A 19,115-nucleotide genomic window follows, 5' to 3' on the forward strand; every position below is an offset into this window, starting at 1 on the left:
CCACCCGGAGGTCTTCTTCATGTCACCAAACCACGCCGGGCGTCACTAACGTCTGTGGTCAATACAGCTAGCCGGGGCCGGCGGCTTTCCCGGCCGACGGCGGGTCAGCGCACTACGGTGCGGTGCCCGGCGTCGAGCCTCCTGGTCCAGCCGCGGGCATCGAGGTGTTCCAGCAGCGGCACGGCTATCCGGCGTGTCGTGCCGAGGGCCTGGCGCGCCTGGCTCGTGGTGAAGGGCTGCTCCAAACCGGCGAGGGTGCGCATGGCCAGAGCCGGTGCGGTGGGCAGCAGCACCACCCCGTCGCGCAGCCTCAGTATGCGTCCGGTGCGCTCGGCCGCGGCGAGCTCGCGGGCACCCAGGCCGAGTGCCGCCAGCTCATCGGCTTCGGGGGCGCGGAAGGCGTCCACGCCGAGCCTGCCCTCCAGCCTGGCGATGGCCGGCTCGATGTGTCCAAGGTTGCCCTGGCTCCCGGGAATCCGGACGTGGCCGCCGTCCTGTTCCAGGCCGGCCCCGAGGATGACGTGGGAAAGCAGCTTCTCGTCGGGCAACTTGAGGAGGTCCCGTGCGGCGCCCATGGAAAGGCCCGGTGCCAGGGCGTCCCGCTCCTGCAGCGCCTGGACCGCGGCGCGCAGCTGGTGCTGCCAGGACTGAAAGACGGGAGCGTGCACCCACCAGTCCTCGATGACCTGCACGCCGGCGGGTGCCTCGGCGTCATGCCCGGACAGCAGTCCGAGCCGGCGCAGGCGGTCTGGCTGCACGGCCCTGCGGGCCGCCACTTCCCCCAGCACATCACCTGAGGGATCCATCCCCGCAAGGCGCTGGGCCCAGTGGGCACCGTCACCGCGCCGCCGCAGGACCGGGGGGTCGGCATCGAGGATGCGTGCGCCGCCCAGCACGGTGCGGCTTCCGGGGTCGCGCAGCACCAGCCGGTCCCCCAGGACCAGGGGCAGGTGCCGGTCGAGGACCAGCCGGGCGTGGTCCGCCCCGAAGGGACGCAGCCGGGCCGGCACGGATGCGGTGCCGACATGGACCATGAGTTGTTCCGGTACGTCCGTGTATGCCGCCCCGGTGGTGCGGTGGATGCCCACCACGGCCGTGGTGGGCCAGGCGCCCGGGGAGACCAGGGCGTCTCCGCGCCGGACGTCCGTCGCTGCAACGTCGCGCAGGTTCAATGCCACTCGGCTTACCGGCTCCACGGAAGGGTAGGAGGTGTCACGGCTTTGCAGGCCCCGGACCACCACAGTCCGGGTACCGGTGTGCCCGAGCAGTTCCAGCCGGTCGCCCTGGGCCAGCGTTCCTGCCGCCAGGGTTCCGGTCACCACGGTTCCGGAACCGGTGATGGTAAACGAGCGGTCCACCCACAACCTGACCCGCCCGGTGGTGACCGGGGCAGGCACCCGGGCCAGGACGTCGTCGAGCGTTGCCCGTAACTCCGGAAGCCTGGTCCCGTCGATGGCGGACACCACCACCGCGGGAGCATCCCGCAGCCCTGTCCCGGCCAGCTCTGCGCGGGTCCGCGAGAGCACGTCTGCAACCTGCTGCCCCGTGGCCCGGTCTGCCCGGCTCAGCACCACGACGCCGTGGTCGATGCCCAACGCAGCAACGGCGTCCCGGTGGTCGCTGGACTGGGCCTGCCAGCCCTCGTCCGCGGCCACCACGAAGCAGACCACCGGCGCCGGCCCAATGCCGGCCAGCATGTTTCCGAGGAACCGTTCGTGGCCGGGTACGTCGACGAACGCAACATCCTGCCCGGAGGGCAACGTGGTCCAGGCGTAGCCAAGGTCGATGGTCAAGCCGCGGCGGCGTTCTTCCTCCCAGCGGTCCGGTTCCATGCCGGTGAGGGCACGGACCAGGGTGCTTTTACCGGAATCGACATGTCCGGCTGTGGCAACGACGTGCACCGCTCAGCCCGCCCTGCCGGCATCCGCGGCTTCGAGGCTTGCCAACGCCTCCCGTACGGCCGCGGCGATCCGGGCGTCGTCCCGTTCGGGGACGCACCGCAGGTCAACCAAACAGAAGCCGTCGTGGACGCGCGGCAGCACGGCCGGATCCCCGGTCCGCAGGAGCCGGGCGACGCCTTCCGGGAGCCGGAGTGCCCACCCGGCCAGGGGAACCCCCGGGGCACCTCCGCCGCCTACCCTGCCGTCATGCGGGACCACGGCTGCACCAAGTTCCCGGGCCAGCCGGTCAGTTCGGCGGCGCAGTTGCCCGGCGTCGGCGTGCAGCGCCTGGACGACCGGCGGCGGGCCGCCGGCAACGGTCGCCTCCAGGGCGGCAAGGGCAAGTTTATCGGCCCTGACCGCGCGGGCCAGCGGGTGGCGCGCCAGCCGCGCGATGACTTCCCTGCGGCCCAGCAGCAGGCCGGCCTGGGGGCCGCCCAGCAGTTTGTCGCCGCTGGCAATCACGACGTCGGCCCCACTCGCCAAAGCGGTGGCGGCATCCGGTTCATCCGGCAGGAACGGGTCCGGTGCCAGCAGTCCGCTGCCGAGGTCAGCCACGAGGGGTACCCCGTTGCCGGCAGCCAGCCGGCTCAGCTCAGCCATGGGAACAGCCGAGGTAAAGCCGTCAACACGGAAATTGCTGGGGTGGACCTTGAGGATGCACCCGGTATCCGGTCCGAGCGCCCCGGCGTAGTCATGGAGGTGGGTCCGGTTGGTGGTGCCTACTTCGCGAAGCCTTGCACCCGTGGATTCCATCAGCTCGGTGAGCCTGAACCCGGCACCGATTTCCACCAGTTCGCCCCGGCTCAGCACCACCTCGCGGCCGGCCGCCAGGGCCGTCGTGGCGAGCACCAGTGCTGCCGCTCCGTTGTTCACCACCAGCGCGTCCTCGGCCGCAGGACATGCAGCGAGGAGGGCGGCGCGGGCTCCGGCGCCGCGGCGTGAACGGCTGCCGTCCGACAGGTCCAGCTCCACGTCCACGTAGCCGCTGGCCGCGACGAGGGCGGCAACAGCGCCTTCGGAAAGCGGCGCACGCCCCAGGTTGGTGTGCACGATGACACCGGTGGCGTTCAAGACCGGGCGCAGGGTTGTTGCCGTCCGGGCAGCGACGGCAGCCAGCAGGACAGGTTCCACCTGGCCGGCCGGGAGCCCGCCGCTCCGGGCCTGCTCCTGGACATCCCGGACGAGTTCGCGGATGATGCGCCCGTTCAGCCGGGTGCGGGCCTCGCGGACCGCCGGCAGTGCCAGCAGGTCATTCGTGCGGGGAATCAGGCGCCGGGGATCGACCTGGTCCACAGCCCTCCTCGTATCGCGGCATTCGTTGCCGAAAGTTGGCGGTGGCGGACGGGAATCGAACCCGCCAGGCCGAGATGCTCAGCCGCACCGGTTTTGAAGACCGGGGGGCCCACCAGGACCCGGACGCCACCGCGCCTCAATATAGCAGGATTGCCTTGAAGGTACGCTGGGCAGGTGAATGAGGCCCAGACGTCAATCCAGCAACTCGATGCAGGTGCCGCCGGCGCAGTCCGGCTCACCGACTATGCCCACGGGGGTGGCTGCGCCTGCAAAATTCCTCCGGGCGAGCTCGAAGACGCGGTCCGTGGCCTGATCGGCCAGCCCGGAGCCGAGGTACTGGTGGGCCTCGACACTGGCGACGACGCGGCGGTGGTCCTGGTGCGTGAGGACCTTGCCGTCCTGACCACGGCGGACTTTTTCACTCCCGTGGTCAACGACGCCTTCGACTGGGGCCGGATCGCCGCAGCCAATGCGCTCTCGGACATTTACGCCATGGGCGGCCGGCCAATCACGGCGATCAACCTCATCGGCTGGCCCCGGGGCGTCCTCCCCATGGAGCTGATGACCGAAGTCCTGCGCGGCGGGCTGAGCGTAGCCTCGCAGGCGGGTTGTCCGGTTCTTGGGGGCCACTCAATTGATGACCCTGAGCCAAAGTACGGCATGGCAGTGACGGGCGTGGCGCATCCGGACCGTTTGCTGCGCAACGATGCCGCCCGGCCCGGACTGCCCATTACGCTCACCAAGCCAATCGGCGTCGGACTTCTCAACAACCGGCACAAGCAGACCGGCGAGGTGTTCCCTGAAGCCGTGGAAACCATGGCTGCCCTGAACCGCGACGCGGCCGACGCCGCGGTGGCTGCCGGTGTCAGGGCGGCAACCGACGTGACCGGATTCGGGCTTCTTGGACACCTTTACAAGATGGTCCGGGCCTCGGACGTCGGGGCGGTGGTTGACCTGGCCTCGGTACCGGTGATCCAGGGAGCCCGCGAGGCGCTCCGGGACGGTTTCGTGTCCGGGGGTACCCGGCGCAACCTGGACTGGGTCCGGCCGCATCTCAGCGCCGCCGCCGGCGTCAGTGACGACGACCTGCTGCTCCTGGCTGATGCCCAAACCTCAGGCGGCCTGCTCGTTGTAGGCGAGCTGCCGGGGCACCCCGTCATTGGCCACACCACCGCCGGGCAGGGCATCGAAGTCCGTTGAGGCCCTCTTAGGGGCAGCCGGTCAGCTGCCGGTGGTAATTGAATCGCCGGTGACCCCGGCCGCGCGGCGGGCCGCCAGCCGGTTCTTTTGCGGTTCAATGGTGTACCTTGGATCCCTGGCCGAGGCGAGGCCCGCCTCGAACACACCGAACCGGGTCAGTGCCGAAGCGGTAAGCAGCGCCAGTCCCGAGGCCGCGGCCACCATACGGTTCCGTCCGCCGAGCAGCGCGCCAAGGCCGCCGGCGACGGCCAGCCGCTCACTCCATTTGAGCATTGTCCCGGCCTTGCCCTGGTGCAGCGGCTCGGCGGCAACCGGGTCCATCCGGTGCTCCATCACCTTCATGGCCGCAACGTCGCCCAACACGCCCAGCACGGCGAGATTCCGCGCCGGACCTGTTTCGCTTACCGGCGTCGTGACCATGGCCAGGCCGGCAGAGGCCAGGCAGGCGGAACTCACGAAAACGAACGGCAGTTCCTCATGGGCGGCGTTCCACGTCGGTGTGGCAGTATCGCCCAGGAGGACGGCTGTGTAGGCAGCCAGGGGTCCGGCGAAAACTGCGGCTTCGATGCCGGCTGGTCCTTCGACCGCCTTCAGCACTTTGCGCAAGGGACCCAAGGGCAGCCGGTTTCCGCTCATCCGGTCGATTTCCGCCACAGCTGATACTCCCGCGCCGGCGCTGAAGGCGCTGAGGATCCACGAGCCGACGCTCATCGGCGAGGTGACCTTGAAAGTCCGCAGCATGTGCAGGAACCGCTCCGGCCGGCCCAGGTCCTTCACCAGGAAAACTGCGCCGGCGCCCACTGCAGCCAGGGCGCTCAGCCGCGCATTTCTGCGCAGCACCGGGCGTCCGGTCAGTTGCCCGCCGAGGCCAAGGAAAGCCGATCCGGCGGCCACGCCACCCAGGAAAAGGTAGATCGCGACGTCATCGCCCCAGGGGGCAGGCTTAACCACCGGACGGCCGTAGTAGGAAGTGAATTCCGGCTCCGGAACCATCGGCATTTCCCGGGAACCGTCACCGCTGTCCCGACGGCGGCCGGAGCCACGTTTGCCACCCTCACGGCGACGGCGGGCAGGTTCGGATGGCCGGAAACTGTCGAACTCGGAAAGTGTCACGCGCGTCCTCCCAGGAAAGCCAGCGCAGCCGCCGCGGCCATTCCCGCCACTGCCAGGCCAGCCCGCCGGTACATCGTCGGCAGGTCAGCGGTGGGTACCCGTGGGTCCGGTGGAAGTCCGTAGACCTCCGGTTCGTCCAGGAGGAGGAACACCGATCCGGTGCCGCCGACGCCGTCGTTTTCATTCGCGCCGTACAGCCTGGCCTCGGTCATTCCCTGTGCGTGCAGGGCGTCAACGCGTTCCCGGGCCGTCTCCACCATGGCATCGTGGTCGCCAAACTTGATGGACGTCGTCGGGCACGCCTTTGCACACGCCGGTGTCTCGTCGGCCACCAGGCGGTCGTAACACAGCGTGCACTTTTGGGCGATGCCCTCGTTGGGGACGGCGGGATGCTTGGCGTGCTGGTCCTCCCTGCTGGTGGCGACCTTGACGGTGCCGTTGCTGCGGCGTTCAATGACGCCGAACGGGCACCCGGCCACGCAGGTTCCGCAGCCGTTGCAGACGTCGTCCTGCACCACCACGGTGCCGAACTCGGTGCGGAACAGCGCGCCGGTGGGGCAGACGTCCAGGCACCCGGCATGGGTGCAGTGCTTGCACACGTCGGAGGACATCAGCCAGCGGAAATCGGCGGTGTCCGGCGGGGTGGTATCAGCCTGGTCTATCGCAGCCGGGGTGGGAGGCCCGATCCGGGGCATGCCCAGGCTGACCAGGGCCCGTCCCGATTCGCGGGCTTCGACAATGCGTTCCTGGCCCTGTTCGATGAAGGCGACATGCCGCCACGTGCTGGCGCCCAGCGAACCGGTGTTGTCGTAGGAGGACCCCAGAAGTTCGAGGTTGCCGTCCTGCGGGTTGTGGTTCCACTCCTTGCAGGCCACTTCGCAGGCCTTGCAGCCAATGCAGATCGAGGTGTCGGTGAAGAATCCCTTCCGCGGATGGTTGTGCTCCCAATGGGCATCGGCGGTGGGGTCGGTCGGTCCGGACAGCTGGCCCATCTAGTTCTCCAACGTCGGGTCGATGCCCGGAACGCTGCACTGGGGCTGGGTTCCGGGCCGGGCAAGGTTTGTGTCGGCGGGGCCAACGATGACTCCCATCATCGCGGCCCACCATCGGCGTGGCCATTGCCGCCAGCGGGTTCGATGCCCTCCGCAGCAGGGTCAGTGACCGCCTGGTTGCTGGTCGCGGTGGTTACCCCGGCCCTCGCCTGGTACTCGGCCACCAAGGCCAGCAAATCCTTGCCCCGCGGCCGGCGCCCCGGACGGATGTCGCAGGAGGCCACCTTGGATTCCTGGATTTGTACGTTGGGATCCAGCGTCACACCCAGCAGGTCGTTGGCGGCGTCCCCGCTGACGACTGCGTTGCTGCCGACGCCCCAGTGGTAGGGCAGCCCGATCTGGTGCACGGTGTGGCCGCCGACCTTGAGGGGCGCCATCCGGTCAGTGACAAGCACCTTCGCCTCGATGGCGGAGCGGGGCGAAATGATGGTGGCCCACCCGTACGGCTCCAGGTCACGTTCGGCGGCCAGTTCGGGCGAGACCTCGCAGAACATCTCCGGCTGCAGCTCCGACAGGTACGGGAGCCAGCGGCTCATTCCACCCGCCGTATGGTGCTCGGTGAGCCGGTATGTGGTGAAGACGAACGGGTAGACGTCTGCCCCGCTGGTACCGGCGCTCGGCGCGCTGAGGTTGTCCGCGCGGGGGAACACCAGCCTTGCCGGGTTTTGCTGCTGCGGGTACAGCGCGTTGGCAACCGGCGATTCCTGCGCCTCGTAGTGCGTGGGAAGGGGCCCGTCCATCAGGCCCTTCGGCGCAAACAACCAGCCCTTGCCGTCGGCCTGCATGATGAAGGGGTCGTCACCGCTGAGTGCGGCCGGACCGCCGACGGACGGATCGGGTTTGCTGTCCGGCGCCAGGTCGACCGGGAAGTCGGGCACGTCGTCGCCCACCCATTTACCCTGCTCCTGGTCCCACCAGATGTACTTCTTCCGCTCGCTCCAGGGTTTACCTGCAGGGTCGGCCGAGGCCCGGTTGTACAGGATGCGCCGGTTCGCGGGCCACGCCCAACCCCATTCGGAAGCCGCGGGCCCCTGCTCCCGGCCGGGCTTGCGGTTGGCAGCGTGGTTGAAACCGTCGGCATAGACGCCCGTGTAGATCCAGCAGCCGGCAGCCGTGGAACCGTCGGCGCGCAGTTCGGTGTAGGCGGAAAGGGGCTTGCCGGCGTCGGCACCGGCCATGTGGCGGCCGTTGATTTCGGCCAGCACTGCCTCGGCGTCGGGGTCGCCGTGTTCGTCCGTGGGGTAGTCCCACGTCAGGTCCAGCAGCGGACGGTCACGCTCGTCCTGCGAGCCGGCCAGCTTCTCCCGGATCCGGTTGCCCAGTTCGAAGAAGAACTGCAGTTCGCTCTGGCACTCCCCCGGCGGGGCCACCGCCTGGTGCCGCCACTGAAGCAGCCGCTGGGTCTGGGTGAAGGACCCGGCCTTCTCCACGTGCGTTGCTGCCGGCAGGAAGAAGACCTCGGTCTCGATGTCCTCGGTGCGGAGTTCCCCTGATTCGATTTCCGGGCCGTCCTTCCACCAGGTCGCCGACTCGATCATGTTCAGGTCCCGGACCACCAGCCACTTCAGGTGCGACATTCCCAGGCGCTGCATCCGGCCGTGCGCCGAGCCGACCGCCGGGTTCTGGCCGAGCAGGAAGTAGCCCTCCACCTGGTCCTCGAGCATGCCCATCACGGTCTCATACGTCCCGTGGGCGCCGGTGAGCCTCGGAAGGTAGTCAAAAGCCCAGTCGTTCTCTGCCGTTGCTGCCTCCCCCCACCAGGCCTTGAGCAGGCTGATGGTGTAGGCGTCCGCGTCGGCCCAGAAGCCTTTTTGCTGCTTGGATCCCACAACCGCCAGATACTCTTCGAGGGTGTCGTGGCGGCCCGCGCTCGGCATCGGCAGGTATCCGGGCAGCAGGTTGAACAGGGTTGGGATGTCGGTGGAGCCCTGGATGCTGGCGTGGCCGCGCAGGGCCATGATTCCACTGCCCGGCCTTCCCACGTTTCCGAGCAGGAGCTGCAGGATCGCTGCGGCGCGAATGAACTGTGTTCCCAGGGAATGCTGGGTCCATCCCACGGCGTATGCGAAGCAGGTGGTCCGGTCGCGTCCCGAGTTCTCAGTGATGGTGCGCGCCAGGTATTCGAAGTCCGCGACACTGATGCCGCACATGTCCTGGACCATCTCAGGCGTGTAGCGGGCATAGTGCCGCTTCACGATCTGGAAGACCGTCCGGGGGTTCTGCAGGGTGTCGTCACGCAGTACTTGGGCATGTTCCATGGGCGGACCACCGCTGCCGAACGTGTCGCCGTGGGCACGCGCCCCGGCATCGGCGCCATGTTCAGATCCGGAACCAGGGTCGTCGATTACACCGTCGTCTTTTTCGGCGTAACCCCAGGAGGATGTGTCGTAGGCCCGCCGCTCCGGGTCGAATCCGGAGAACAGGCCGCCCAGGTCCTCGGCGTCCCGGTAATCGTCGTGGACCAGGGTGGCAGCGTTGGTGTACGCGCTGACGTACTCCTTGAACCAGAGGTCGTTGGCGATCACGTAGTTGATGAGCGCGCCAAGCAGCACAACGTCAGATCCAGCCCGAATGGGGATGTGCTTGTCCGAAACCGCGGACGTCCGCGTGAACCGGGGGTCGATGTGGATGACCTTGGCTCCGCGGGCCTTGGCCTCGGCAACCCACTGGAATCCCACGGGATGGCACTCGGCCATGTTGGAACCCTGGATGATGATGCAGTCGGCGTTGGCCATGTCCTGCAGTGACTGCGTAGCGCCACCGCGTCCAAACGAGGCTCCCAAACTGGGAACCGTTGCGGAGTGTCAAATACGCGCCTGGTTCTCGGTCTGCACCGCCCCGGCAGCCGTAAAGAGCTTCTTGATTAAGTAGTTCTCTTCGTTGTCCAAGGTTGCGCCGCCCAGTGAGGCGATGCCCATGGTCCTGCGCAGCAGCCGGCCGTGTTCATCTTCCTGCTGCCACGTCCGGCGGCGGGTTTCGATGAACCTCTCCGCGATCATCTCGACGGCGGTGGCCAGGTCCAGGCGCTGCCATTCGGTAGATCGCGGCGCACGGTAAAGGACCTTGGTCTGCCTGCCCGGCGAATTTACCAGTTGCTCGCTGGCGGAACCCTTGGGGCAGAGCCGGCCGCGGGAAATCGGTGAATCCGGATCGCCTTCGATCTGGATGACTTTCTCGTCCTTGACGTAGACGCGCTGCCCGCATCCCACTGCGCAGTAGGGGCACACACTTTGCACGACGCGGTCGGCAGTTGCGGTCCGGGGGGCAATGGCCTTCGTCCTGGCCGAGGTTACCGACGGTCCACGGCCCAAGAGGTCGCCCGTGGTCAGTTGACGGACGACCGGCCATTGAAGAAAACTTCGCGGTGCCATTTCTGGAGCATATCCCAGAGAGCAGCCCGAGCAACAGGACGGGGCGAGGCGTGTCCTGTGGTCATGCAAGCGTCCGGCTTAAAACCAAAAAGCCGTTGCCGGCCCGGATATCCCGGGGCTGCAGCGGCCAGTGTGACAGCCCGGTGGCCCGCGCTGCACGTTTGGTTTACCGTTCGATACTGACGCTGAGGTCGAGGTGGATGTTCTCGCTTGCGAGCCGGTCCTGGAGGTACCGGGCCAGGCTGGCCTCCGTGGCTGTATGCGCGCCTTTCGGCACTGCGCCGCGGAACACAGCCTGGGTGTTTGTTGACCTGATAACGTCCAGGGGCGTCGACCGGAGGTGTCCGTCGGTCAGGCGTTCGATGTCGGTGCGGAAGGTGCGTCGGTGGTCATGCCGCGCGGACGCGTGCATGGTGAATGGAATGAAAGCTACGGGCAAGGGAGTCCTTTCGGGTGAGGCAGCCACCGGTCGGCGCCTCACCATTGACAAGGCGGAAGCGGGCCGCAATATTCCCTTCCGGCACGACTGGAGGCCGACATCACCTGCACGGCTGCGTACTGGACCACCGAGCAGCAGCAAATATTCGCAGCCCACTGATCATTGCGTAACCGCAAATAACGAACGAGACTGGCTGTACGGACTGTCCACTTGAGGAGAGACGATGCGTGCACTGACAGTGACACCGGGGTCAACAGACTCTTTACGCCTTCGCGACCTCCCGGAGCCGCCCGAAAACGAGGGCCAGGTGCTGGTGGAGGCACTGGCGGTAGGGCTCTGCGGGACCGACATCGAGATCATCAAGGCTGAATACGGGGAAGCGCCGCCGGGCCAGGACTTCCTGGTGTTTGGGCACGAAAATCTTGGCCGGGTGGTGGACGCTCCCCCGGCGTCCGGCTTGGAAAAGGGTGACTTGGTGGTGGGAATTGTCCGCCGCCCTGACCCGGAACCCTGCAAGGCCTGCGCCGCGGGTGAATGGGACATGTGCCTGAACGGCAACTACACCGAGCACGGCATCAAGGGCCTGGACGGTTTCGCGCGGCAGCACTGGCGGGCGGACGCAGATGCCATGGTCAAGCTCGGCTCCGGCCTGGAGGACGCGGGGGTCCTGCTCGAACCCACCACGATTGTTGCCAAGGCCTGGGAACAGATCAACAGAATCGGGCAGCGCGCCTTTTTCGACCCCCACACGGTGGTGGTTACCGGCGCGGGACCCGTTGGACTGCTCGCGGCACTCTTAGGAGTCCAACAGGGCCTTGAGGTCCATGTGTTCGACGTCGTCACGGACGGACTGAAACCACAGCTTGTCCGCGACCTGGGGGCGTCCTACCACAGCGAACCCCTCCCGGAATCAGGCCTGAAGCCCGACGTCCTGGTCGAATGCACCGGAGTCACCCAGGTGGTCCTTGATGCCCTTAAGTGCCGGGACCAGGACGCCATCACCTGCCTCACCGGCGTCTCGGGGACCGGAAAACAGACAAAGGTGGATGTCGGCGCCCTCAACCGGGAGGAGGTGCTCATGAACGGAGTGGTTTTTGGGAGCGTCAACGCCAATCGGCGCCACTATGACGCTGCCGCCCAGGCACTTGCCAAGGCAGATCACGACTGGCTGCGACGCCTCATCACCCGGCGGATTCCTTTGGCGGACTTCGCTGATGCTTTCCAGCACCGGTCCGACGACGTCAAGGTCGTCCTGGACCTGACCCACTAAAGGAGGCCGCCGCCATGACCAAGGAACCATCCTATAGGGACCCCGGAACCGACCGCCGGCTCCCTTCGGGGCGGCAATATGCAATAGCCTCCGGCGGGCACGAGGTCATTTTGACCGAGGTTGGAGGCGCCCTGCGGACATACCAACACGACGGCCGGAGCCTGCTGGATGGGTACGGTCCGGAGGCCATGTGCACGGGCGCGCGCGGGCAGTCCCTCATTCCGTGGCCCAACCGAATCAGCAGCGGCAGTTACAACTGGGAAGGCAGGCGCCTCCAGCTTGACCTGAGCGAGCCGGACAAGGGCGGAGCGATCCATGGGCTGACACGTTGGCGGAACTGGGCCGTGCTGCACCATACGGAGGATGCAATCTCGTTCGCATACACCCTGCACGCCTGCCAGGGATGGCCCTGGGTGCTCGACTGCCGCCTGGACTACCGGATTGGCGAGGGCGGGTTGAGAGTTCGCACTACGTCAGTGAACCGCAGCCTGGAACCGTGCCCCTACGGCACCGGGGCGCATCCCTATCTCAGTACGGGCGTGGGGCGCCGGGGTTCCATCGACTCCGCATTGGTCCAGGTGCCCGGCCACACCTTCCTCCCGGTGGATGAGCGGGGCATCCCCACCGGGCATGAACAAGTGGACGGCACTGCCTATGATCTTCGGGAACTCCAACAGCTCGGCGGACGGCACGTCGATGTCGCCTACACCGGCCTGGTGCGGGACGGTGACGGTCGCGCCCGGGTAAAGCTCCTGCGTCCGGACCACTCCGGAGGAGTCGAGCTATGGGTGGACGAGGCTTACCCGTACCTGGAGATTTTCACCGGGGACACTCTTCCCAAGCAGGAGCGGCACCGCAGCGGGCTGGGAGTGGAACCCATGACATGCGCCCCTGACGCCTTCAATTCCGGCGAAGGCCTGACCACACTCGAACCCGGGCAATCCCACTCTGCCGAATGGGGCATACGGCCGGTCTAGGTGCTGCGCGGCCAGGAGCCGCCGCGCCTTTTCCAATCGAAGGCAAAACACTAACTATTGCGTATACGCAACTATGGGAGTTGAATGAAGTATGTCTTGCCGCAGCAGAAACCGGCGACTTCAGGTGCCGGCTCCCAAGGTAAAGCGGCCGTCCGAAGTGCCTTGGCCACCGGCGGCGGCCGCGAAGGCTTCCAAGGCCGCAGCCAGTGCTGGGCGGCGGCCCGACGGCATACGCGAAATGACCTCCGCAATCGCCTGCCGCCGGTGGTCCAGCACCGAGTCCACCAAGGACTTTCCCTTCACGCTGAGTTCCAGGCGAACGTATCGCCGGTCCGCAGGATCCTCCCTCCGCTCCAGCAGGCCGGCAGCGACCAGGCGGTCGCAGATGCGGGTGGCATTGGAGGCGTGCACGCCCAGTTCGGCTGCCACCCCGCCAAGGTTCTGCGGTCCACGGGTGTGGATGAGGACCAGGACGCGCAGCTGCGGAGTGTTCACCACATCCTCGACCTCGGCCACTGAGCGGGCCACGACCCGCAAAAGGGTGTCGGCGGCCAGCATCACCGCCTCAACTTCCCGGCTCGAAGGTTCCGGCGTGGGCTCAGGTCCACCAGCAGCATCCATGGGGACCAGTTTCCTCCGCTGGTTGCTCTCCCGCAAAGTTTGAAGGTTCCACGTCACCCAGTACGGGACCTTCCGCAGGTAAGGAGAATCGTGAGAACACACCAGGCAGAAAGGGCCGCGGCCGGAACACTACACGGCATCGACAGGCTCATCCGGAATGTACGGACCGGACGGTTTGAGCGGTCGCTTGCCGCGCTGACGGCGGCAGGCGCCTTGGTGACCGCCGCGGAAGTATTCCTTGAGCACGACAAAGCGAGTTTCGGAAACAAGTGGATGTGGGCACCCGTGGCTCTTGGCCCCGTTGGCGCGGCCGCGGGCGTTGCCGGTGTCTTCAGCCGCCGCATGGCCAAAACGGCACTCCCGCTGGCCAGCGCTGCCATTGTGGCGAACGGGCTGCAGGGTACCTGGCTGCACCTGCGGGGAATCAGGCAGAAGCCCGGCGGCCTGTCCAACCTGCGCTACAACCTGGAGATGGGTCCGCCTTTGTTCGCCCCGCTGTTGGTGACAATGGTAGGGGGCATGGGTGTCCTGGCCTCGGTCTTGCGGAGGGAACCGTGAGCGCGCTCCCCTTGGGCGAAGACGACGGCGGCCGGTACCCGGGCTTCAGCACCCTCGCCCAGGCGCGGCACTGGGACCCCGTGACGGCCTCCGTCGTGCAGTCCCGGATGACGCTGCCTCCGGACATCCGCTTCTTCACGCCGGCTGAGGAAGCTGCGGCACGAACCCTCTTCGACCTGCTGCTGGACCAGCACGACGAGCCGCGGGTCCCGGTGGTGAACATGGTGGACGCCCGGCTGGCGGAGGAGCAAACCGACGGCTGGCACTACGGCAATATGCCCCGCGACGGTGAAGCCTGGCGCGCCACCCTCGCTGCGCTGGACTCCGAAGCGGGATCGCGGGGCGGCTGCAGCTTCGCCCTGCTGGATCCGGAGCACCAGGCGGCCCTGCTGCAGGACGTCTGCGATCTGCAGCAGGAATTGTGGCACGGGCTTCCGGCGGACCGGGTCTGGAGTCTGTGGACCCGGTACGCCTGCACAGCGTTCTACTCCCATCCCTTGGCCTGGGATGAGATCGGCTTTGCCGGCCCGGCGTACCCGCGCGGCTACAAGAACCTGGGTGTGGACCGGCTGGAGCCGTTCGAAGTGCGCGACATCCGCCCCGGTGCAGACCCCACCCGAAGGACCGGCTCGTGAGCACCCTGCGCAGCCGGAACGAGTCAGCCTGGCTCTTGCCCGCCGGACCTGGCAGCAACCTGCTGCTGCGCGAGGACATGCGCCGTTTCCGCCACGAGGAGGAGGTGGACATTGTCATTGTGGGTTGCGGTGCCGGGGGCGCCACACTGCTGCAGCGCCTGTCACGGGCCGGGTGGCGGGCGGTGGCGTTGGAGGCGGGTCCGTTCTGGGAACCCGAGCAGGACTGGGTCAGCGACGAAGCCGGCTCCCACCATCTGTACTGGACCGAGCCCCGGGTGATCACGGGCAAGGATCCGGTGCCGCTGGGCTCGAACAATTCGGGCCGCGGGGTGGGAGGGTCCATGGTTCATTTCGCCGGGTACACGCCCCGGTTCCATCCAAGCGATTTCCGCACGTGGAGCGAGGACGGAGTGGGCGCGGACTGGCCGTTGGAGTACGCCGAACTCCGGGAGTTTTATGAGGACATCGAAGGCGAACTGCCCGTGGCCGGGGAGCACTGGCCGTGGGGCGATCCGCACAGCTACCCCCACCGGCCGCACCCGGTATCCGGGAACGGTGAGCTGTTCCTCAGAGGTGCGAACGCCTGCGGCATTACCGCAAAGGTGGGGCCGGTGGCCATCGCCAACGGCCGATTCGGCAACCGCCCGCACTGCATCTACCGCGGCTTCTGCCTCCAAGGCTGCAAAGTCAACGCCAAGGCCTCTCCCCTGATCACCCATGTCCCGGACGCCCTGGCCCACGGCGCCGAAATCCGGGCCGACTCCATGGCCACGCGCGTGGGGTTTGACGAGCACACAGGCCTGGCGACCGGCGTCGAATATGTCCATGGCGGCCTCCGCCGGTTCCAGCGGGCCCGGATGGTGGCAGTGGCCGGCTACTCGATCGAAACTCCGCGGCTTCTGCTGAACTCCACCTCGCCACGGTTCCCGGACGGCATGTGCAACGACTTCGACCAGGTGGGCCGGTACCTGATGGTGCAGGGCGCGCCGCAGACCGCGGGCCGGTTCCAGGCAGAGGTCCGGATGTGGAAGGCCCCGCCCCCGGAAGTGAGCACGGAGGAGTTCTACGAAACAGACCCCGGGAAGCCGTACAAGCGTGGCTTCTCCATCCAGACTGTTTCGCCCCTTCCGATTACCTGGGCGGAGCATGTTGCGGCGCAGGGCCACTGGGGTCCGGCGCTGCGCCGGTACATGAGCGACTACCCGCATTGGGCCTGCCTGGGTGCCCTCTGCGAGTTCCTGCCCCTTGCAGGAAACAGGGTGACGCTTGCGGAGGAAACGGACCGCAATGGCATCCCCGTGGCCTGTTTCACCTACAGCCAGTGTGACAACGACCGGCGGCTGATGTCCGCCGCACAGAAAGTCATGGAACAGATCCTCACCGCTGCCGGAGCGGAGGAGGTCATCACCATCAACCGCTATGCGCACCTGGTGGGCGGGGCCCGCATGGCCGCCGGTGAGCGGGACGGGGTGGTGGACCGTAACCTGCGCAGTTTCGCAGTACCCAACCTGCTGGTTACCGATGGCAGCGTGCTGCCCACCCAGGGCAGCGCGAACCCGGCCTTGACCATCATGGCGCTGGCGGCCCGCGCCGCACGCGTCCTGATCCGGGGCGCCCGCAAGGGCGCCCCGGCGAGTGAAAAGGAAGACTGATCATGGCAACTACAGTGGCTGACTACCTGCTCTCCCGGCTGGGTGAGTGGGGCGTGGACAAGGTCTTCGGTTTCCCCGGAGACGGCATCAACGGCATCCTGGCCGCCTTCGGCAAGGCGGGCAACTGGCCGAAATTCATCCAGGCGCGCCACGAGGAGATGGCCGCGTTCGAAGCTGTGGGCTACGCCAAGTTCGACGGGCACCCTGCCGTGTGCATGGCCACCTCCGGCCCGGGCGCCATCCACCTGCTCAACGGGCTCTACGACGCGAAGCTGGACCATGTTCCCGTGGTGGCCATCGTCGGCCAAACGGCACGGAGCGCCATGGGCGGCTCCTACCAACAGGAGGTGGACCTGCTGACCCTGTTCAAGGACGTGGCCTCCGACTACGTCCAGATGGTCACTGTTCCCCAGCAACTGCCCAACGTCATCGACCGGGCCATCCGCATCGCCGAGGCCCAGCGGGCGCCCACTGCTGTGATCATCCCGGCCGACGTGCAGGAACTCGAATATTCCGCACCCACCCACGAATTCAAGATGGTGCCTTCCAGCGTCGGAATCCGCTGGCCGGGGATCCAGCCGGACAGCGGCTCAATCGGTGCTGCCGCCGAGCTCCTGAACGAGGGCTCCAAGGTGGCCATCCTGATCGGGCAGGGCGCACGCGGCGCGGCCGCAGAAGTCAAGGAAGTGGCCGACCTGCTCGGAGCCGGGGTGGCCAAGGCCCTGCTGGGCAAGGACTCCCTGCCTGATGACCTGCCCTACGTCACAGGATCCATCGGGCTGCTGGGCACCCGGCCCAGCTACGAAATGATGCGGGACTGCGACACGCTGCTCACCATAGGCTCCAGCTTCCCGTACACCCAGTTCCTGCCCGAACCGGGCCAGGCCCGCGGTGTGCAGATCGATATCGATCCGAAAATGATCGGGTTGCGCTATACCAACGAATTCAACATCGTGGCCGATGCCGCCACCGCCCTGCGCGCCTTGATCCCGCACCTGGACCGCAAGCAGGACCGGTCCTGGCAGGAGAACCTGGAGAAGTCCGTCAGCCGCTGGTGGGGAACCATGCACAAAGAAGCCATGGTCAGTGCAAACCCCATCAACCCCATGAGGCTGTTCGCAGAACTGTCCACCCGGCTCCCGGAGAACGCAATGCTCAGCGCCGATTCCGGTTCGTCGGCGAACTGGTACGCCCGGCAGCTCAAGTTCCGGGACGGGGTCCGGGGTTCGCTGTCCGGCAACCTGGCCACCATGGGCCCCGGCGTCCCCTACGCCATCGGCGCCAAGTTCGCCCATCCGGACCGGCCCGCCATCGCCTTCGCCGGGGACGGAGCCATGCAGATGAACGGGCTCGCCGAGCTGATCACCATCAAGCACTACTGGCGCGAATGGAGCGACCCCCGGCTGGTGGTGGCTGTACTGCATAACAACGACCTGAACCAGGTCACCTGGGAAATGCGTGCCATGGGCGGTGTGCCTGCCTTCCGCGAGTCCCAGGCGCTGCCCGACGTCGACTACGCCGGCTTCGCAGAAAGCCTGGGGCTGCTGGGCATCCACGTGCAGGATCCCGACGACGTGGGGCCGGCCTGGGAGAAGGCCCTCGCCACAGACCGGCCCACCCTGCTGGACGTCCGCACCGATCCCGACATTCCACCCATCCCCCCACACGCCACCTTCGAACAGGCCCGGAACAGCGCGGAGGCCATGATCAAGGGCGACGACAGCGCCTGGGGCGTGGTCAAGGAAGGGGTCAAGACCAAGATCCAGGAATTCCTGCCGCACAAGGGGGGCTGACCGGTGGCCAGGACCGCGCCGGACAGTGCAGAGGTTCCCATCGCCGATGTCCAGACGGCGACCTACACGGTTCCGACGGAGGGGCCGGAAGCGGACGGCACGTTCAGCTGGGACTCCACCACCATGGTCCTGGTCCAGGCAGCAGCGGGCGGAAAGACCGGACTGGGCTGGACCTACGGTCCCCCGGCGGCAGCAGCCCTGGTGGAGGACCTTCTCGGTCCTGCCGTGTGCGGCATCGACGCCCTCGACGTTCCCGCCGCCGCGGCGGCCATGGCGCGTTGCGTCCGCAACCCGGGAAGAACAGGCCTCGCGTCCTACGCCGTATCCGCCGTCGACTGCGCCCTCTGGGACCTGAAGGCCCGCCTTCTGGACCTTCCGCTGCACAAGCTGCTCGGCGCCGTCCGGGACAAGGTGGCGGTCTATGGCAGCGGCGGCTTCACCACCTACACGGAAACCCAGCTGCGCGACCAGCTCGAAGGCTGGGCCCTCGGACAGCACATCCCCCGTGTAAAGATCAAGATTGGACAGGACAACGGGACGGACGTCCGGCGGGACCTGGAGCGGATCCACCAGGCGCGCGCCGCCGTCGGCCCTGGCGTGGAACTTTTCGTCGACGCCAACGGTGCGTACACAGCCAAGCAGGCGGTCCGCGTAATGCGCGCGGTTTCCGGCGAAGACGTTTCCTGGTTCGAGGAGCCGGTCTCCAGCGACAACCTGCCCGGGCTGCGGGAAGTCAGGAACGCCGTCGACGCCGACGTGGCCGCCGGCGAGTACGGAACCGGGCTTCCCTACTTCCTGCGGATGTGCGCGGCCGGTGCCGTCGACTGCCTGCAGGCGGATGTGAGCAGGTGCGGGGGCATCAGCGAATGGCTCCGCGTCGCCGCGCTCGCCGCTGCCCACGGCCTGGAAGTCTCCGGCCATTGCGCTCCCAACCTGAGCGCCGCCGTAGCCGCCGCCACCCCCAACTTCCGGCACCTGGAATGGTTCCACGACCACGTCCGCATCGAGAGCCTCTTCTTCGATGGAACGCTGGACCCCGACGGCGGGTGGCTCAGCCCCGGAGCGGGCAGCGGCAACGGCCTCTCGCTCCGTACCGCGGACGCCGACGGATACAGGGTCGGCTGACCAGCCGCCGCGGCCCGCCAACAAAGCTCACAGCGCCAGGAAGGACCCCTTCAATGGAGACACCGCACAATGA

15 protein-coding genes and 1 tRNA gene are annotated in these 19,115 nt (G+C 67.4%); 8 read left to right on the forward strand and 8 right to left on the reverse strand.

All coding sequences use genetic code 11. The features are described from left to right. Positions 1–104 precede the first annotated feature (104 nt). From selB to PV772_RS20190, 3 genes are all read right to left on the reverse strand, one after another. The gene (gene selB / locus PV772_RS20180) at positions 105–1,901 is read right to left on the reverse strand and encodes a selenocysteine-specific translation elongation factor (protein WP_307356726.1); all 1,797 of its coding nucleotides are present in this window, start codon (positions 1,899–1,901) and stop codon (positions 105–107) included. 3 nt (positions 1,902–1,904) lie between these two features. Further along, the gene (gene selA, locus PV772_RS20185) at positions 1,905–3,236 is read right to left on the reverse strand and encodes an L-seryl-tRNA(Sec) selenium transferase (RefSeq protein WP_347887350.1); all 1,332 of its coding nucleotides are present in this window, start codon (positions 3,234–3,236) and stop codon (positions 1,905–1,907) included. 36 nt (positions 3,237–3,272) lie between these two features. Continuing rightward, positions 3,273–3,367, reverse strand: a tRNA-Sec gene (locus PV772_RS20190). A 43-nt stretch (positions 3,368–3,410) separates the two neighbouring features. On the opposite strand from PV772_RS20190, the gene selD reads away from it, so the two are divergent. Continuing rightward, a complete protein-coding gene (gene selD / locus PV772_RS20195; RefSeq protein WP_141160569.1) occupies positions 3,411–4,436 on the forward strand; it encodes a selenide, water dikinase SelD in 1,026 nt (341 codons plus the stop codon). Positions 4,437–4,457: 21 nt separating this feature from the next. On the opposite strand, the gene nrfD is transcribed toward selD, so the two are convergent. The 4 genes from nrfD to PV772_RS20215 form a co-directional block, all read right to left on the reverse strand. Next, the gene (gene nrfD, locus PV772_RS20200; RefSeq protein ID WP_347887351.1) at positions 4,458–5,549 is read right to left on the reverse strand and encodes an NrfD/PsrC family molybdoenzyme membrane anchor subunit; all 1,092 of its coding nucleotides are present in this window, start codon (positions 5,547–5,549) and stop codon (positions 4,458–4,460) included. Next, the gene (locus tag PV772_RS20205) at positions 5,546–6,541 is read right to left on the reverse strand and encodes a 4Fe-4S dicluster domain-containing protein (protein ID WP_141181495.1); all 996 of its coding nucleotides are present in this window, start codon (positions 6,539–6,541) and stop codon (positions 5,546–5,548) included. Before PV772_RS20205 ends, nrfD begins: the two co-directional genes overlap by 4 nt. Positions 6,542–6,639: 98 nt before the next feature. Beyond that, complete coding sequence (gene fdh / locus PV772_RS20210) at positions 6,640–9,972, reverse strand: formate dehydrogenase (RefSeq protein ID WP_347887352.1); 3,333 nt, start codon at positions 9,970–9,972, stop codon at positions 6,640–6,642. A 166-nt stretch (positions 9,973–10,138) separates the two neighbouring features. After that, complete coding sequence (locus PV772_RS20215; protein ID WP_347887353.1) at positions 10,139–10,411, reverse strand: hypothetical protein; 273 nt, start codon at positions 10,409–10,411, stop codon at positions 10,139–10,141. Positions 10,412–10,634: 223 nt separating this feature from the next. On the opposite strand from PV772_RS20215, the gene PV772_RS20220 reads away from it, so the two are divergent. Both PV772_RS20220 and PV772_RS20225 read left to right on the forward strand, forming a co-directional pair. Further along, positions 10,635–11,681, forward strand: a complete 1,047-nt coding sequence (locus PV772_RS20220) for a glucose 1-dehydrogenase (protein ID WP_347887354.1) — start codon at positions 10,635–10,637, stop codon at positions 11,679–11,681. A gap of 14 nt (positions 11,682–11,695) precedes the next feature. Then, the gene (locus tag PV772_RS20225) at positions 11,696–12,658 is read left to right on the forward strand and encodes an aldose 1-epimerase family protein (RefSeq protein WP_347887355.1); all 963 of its coding nucleotides are present in this window, start codon (positions 11,696–11,698) and stop codon (positions 12,656–12,658) included. A 120-nt stretch (positions 12,659–12,778) separates the two neighbouring features. On the opposite strand, the gene PV772_RS20230 is transcribed toward PV772_RS20225, so the two are convergent. After that, complete coding sequence (locus tag PV772_RS20230) at positions 12,779–13,279, reverse strand: MarR family transcriptional regulator (RefSeq protein ID WP_141160575.1); 501 nt, start codon at positions 13,277–13,279, stop codon at positions 12,779–12,781. 90 nt (positions 13,280–13,369) lie between these two features. On the opposite strand from PV772_RS20230, the gene PV772_RS20235 reads away from it, so the two are divergent. From PV772_RS20235 to PV772_RS20255, 5 genes are read left to right on the forward strand one after another with little or no spacing between them, the layout of a single operon-like run. Then, entirely contained in the window at positions 13,370–13,837 is a 468-nt protein-coding gene (locus tag PV772_RS20235) for a hypothetical protein (protein WP_210418927.1), read from the forward strand. Beyond that, complete coding sequence (locus PV772_RS20240; RefSeq protein WP_347887356.1) at positions 13,834–14,472, forward strand: gluconate 2-dehydrogenase subunit 3 family protein; 639 nt, start codon at positions 13,834–13,836, stop codon at positions 14,470–14,472. Before PV772_RS20235 ends, PV772_RS20240 begins: the two co-directional genes overlap by 4 nt. Beyond that, positions 14,469–16,124 (forward strand): GMC family oxidoreductase, encoded by a 1,656-nt coding sequence (locus PV772_RS20245; RefSeq protein WP_347887357.1) that lies wholly within the window; start codon positions 14,469–14,471, stop codon positions 16,122–16,124. Before PV772_RS20240 ends, PV772_RS20245 begins: the two co-directional genes overlap by 4 nt. Before the next feature lie 2 nt (positions 16,125–16,126). Further along, positions 16,127–17,917 (forward strand): thiamine pyrophosphate-requiring protein, encoded by a 1,791-nt coding sequence (locus PV772_RS20250; RefSeq protein ID WP_347887358.1) that lies wholly within the window; start codon positions 16,127–16,129, stop codon positions 17,915–17,917. A gap of 3 nt (positions 17,918–17,920) precedes the next feature. Beyond that, entirely contained in the window at positions 17,921–19,042 is a 1,122-nt protein-coding gene (locus PV772_RS20255) for an enolase C-terminal domain-like protein (RefSeq protein WP_141160578.1), read from the forward strand. Positions 19,043–19,115: the final 73 nt, after the last annotated feature.

Origin of the sequence: Pseudarthrobacter sp. CC12 (genome assembly GCF_039907755.1) — a bacterium.
Classification (GTDB): domain Bacteria; phylum Actinomycetota; class Actinomycetes; order Actinomycetales; family Micrococcaceae; genus Arthrobacter; species Arthrobacter niigatensis.

Bases quoted from the DNA above. Each gene is read 5' to 3' on its own strand.
- PV772_RS20205 (WP_141181495.1), bottom strand. From the start codon at position 6,541: ATGGGCCAGCTGTCCGGACCGACCGACCCCACCGCCGATGCCCATTGG.
- PV772_RS20220 (WP_347887354.1), top strand. From the start codon at position 10,635: ATGCGTGCACTGACAGTGACACCGGGGTCAACAGACTCTTTACGCCTT.
- PV772_RS20225 (WP_347887355.1), top strand. From the start codon at position 11,696: ATGACCAAGGAACCATCCTATAGGGACCCCGGAACCGACCGCCGGCTC.
- PV772_RS20230 (WP_141160575.1), bottom strand. From the start codon at position 13,279: ATGGATGCTGCTGGTGGACCTGAGCCCACGCCGGAACCTTCGAGCCGG.
- PV772_RS20250 (WP_347887358.1), top strand. From the start codon at position 16,127: ATGGCAACTACAGTGGCTGACTACCTGCTCTCCCGGCTGGGTGAGTGG.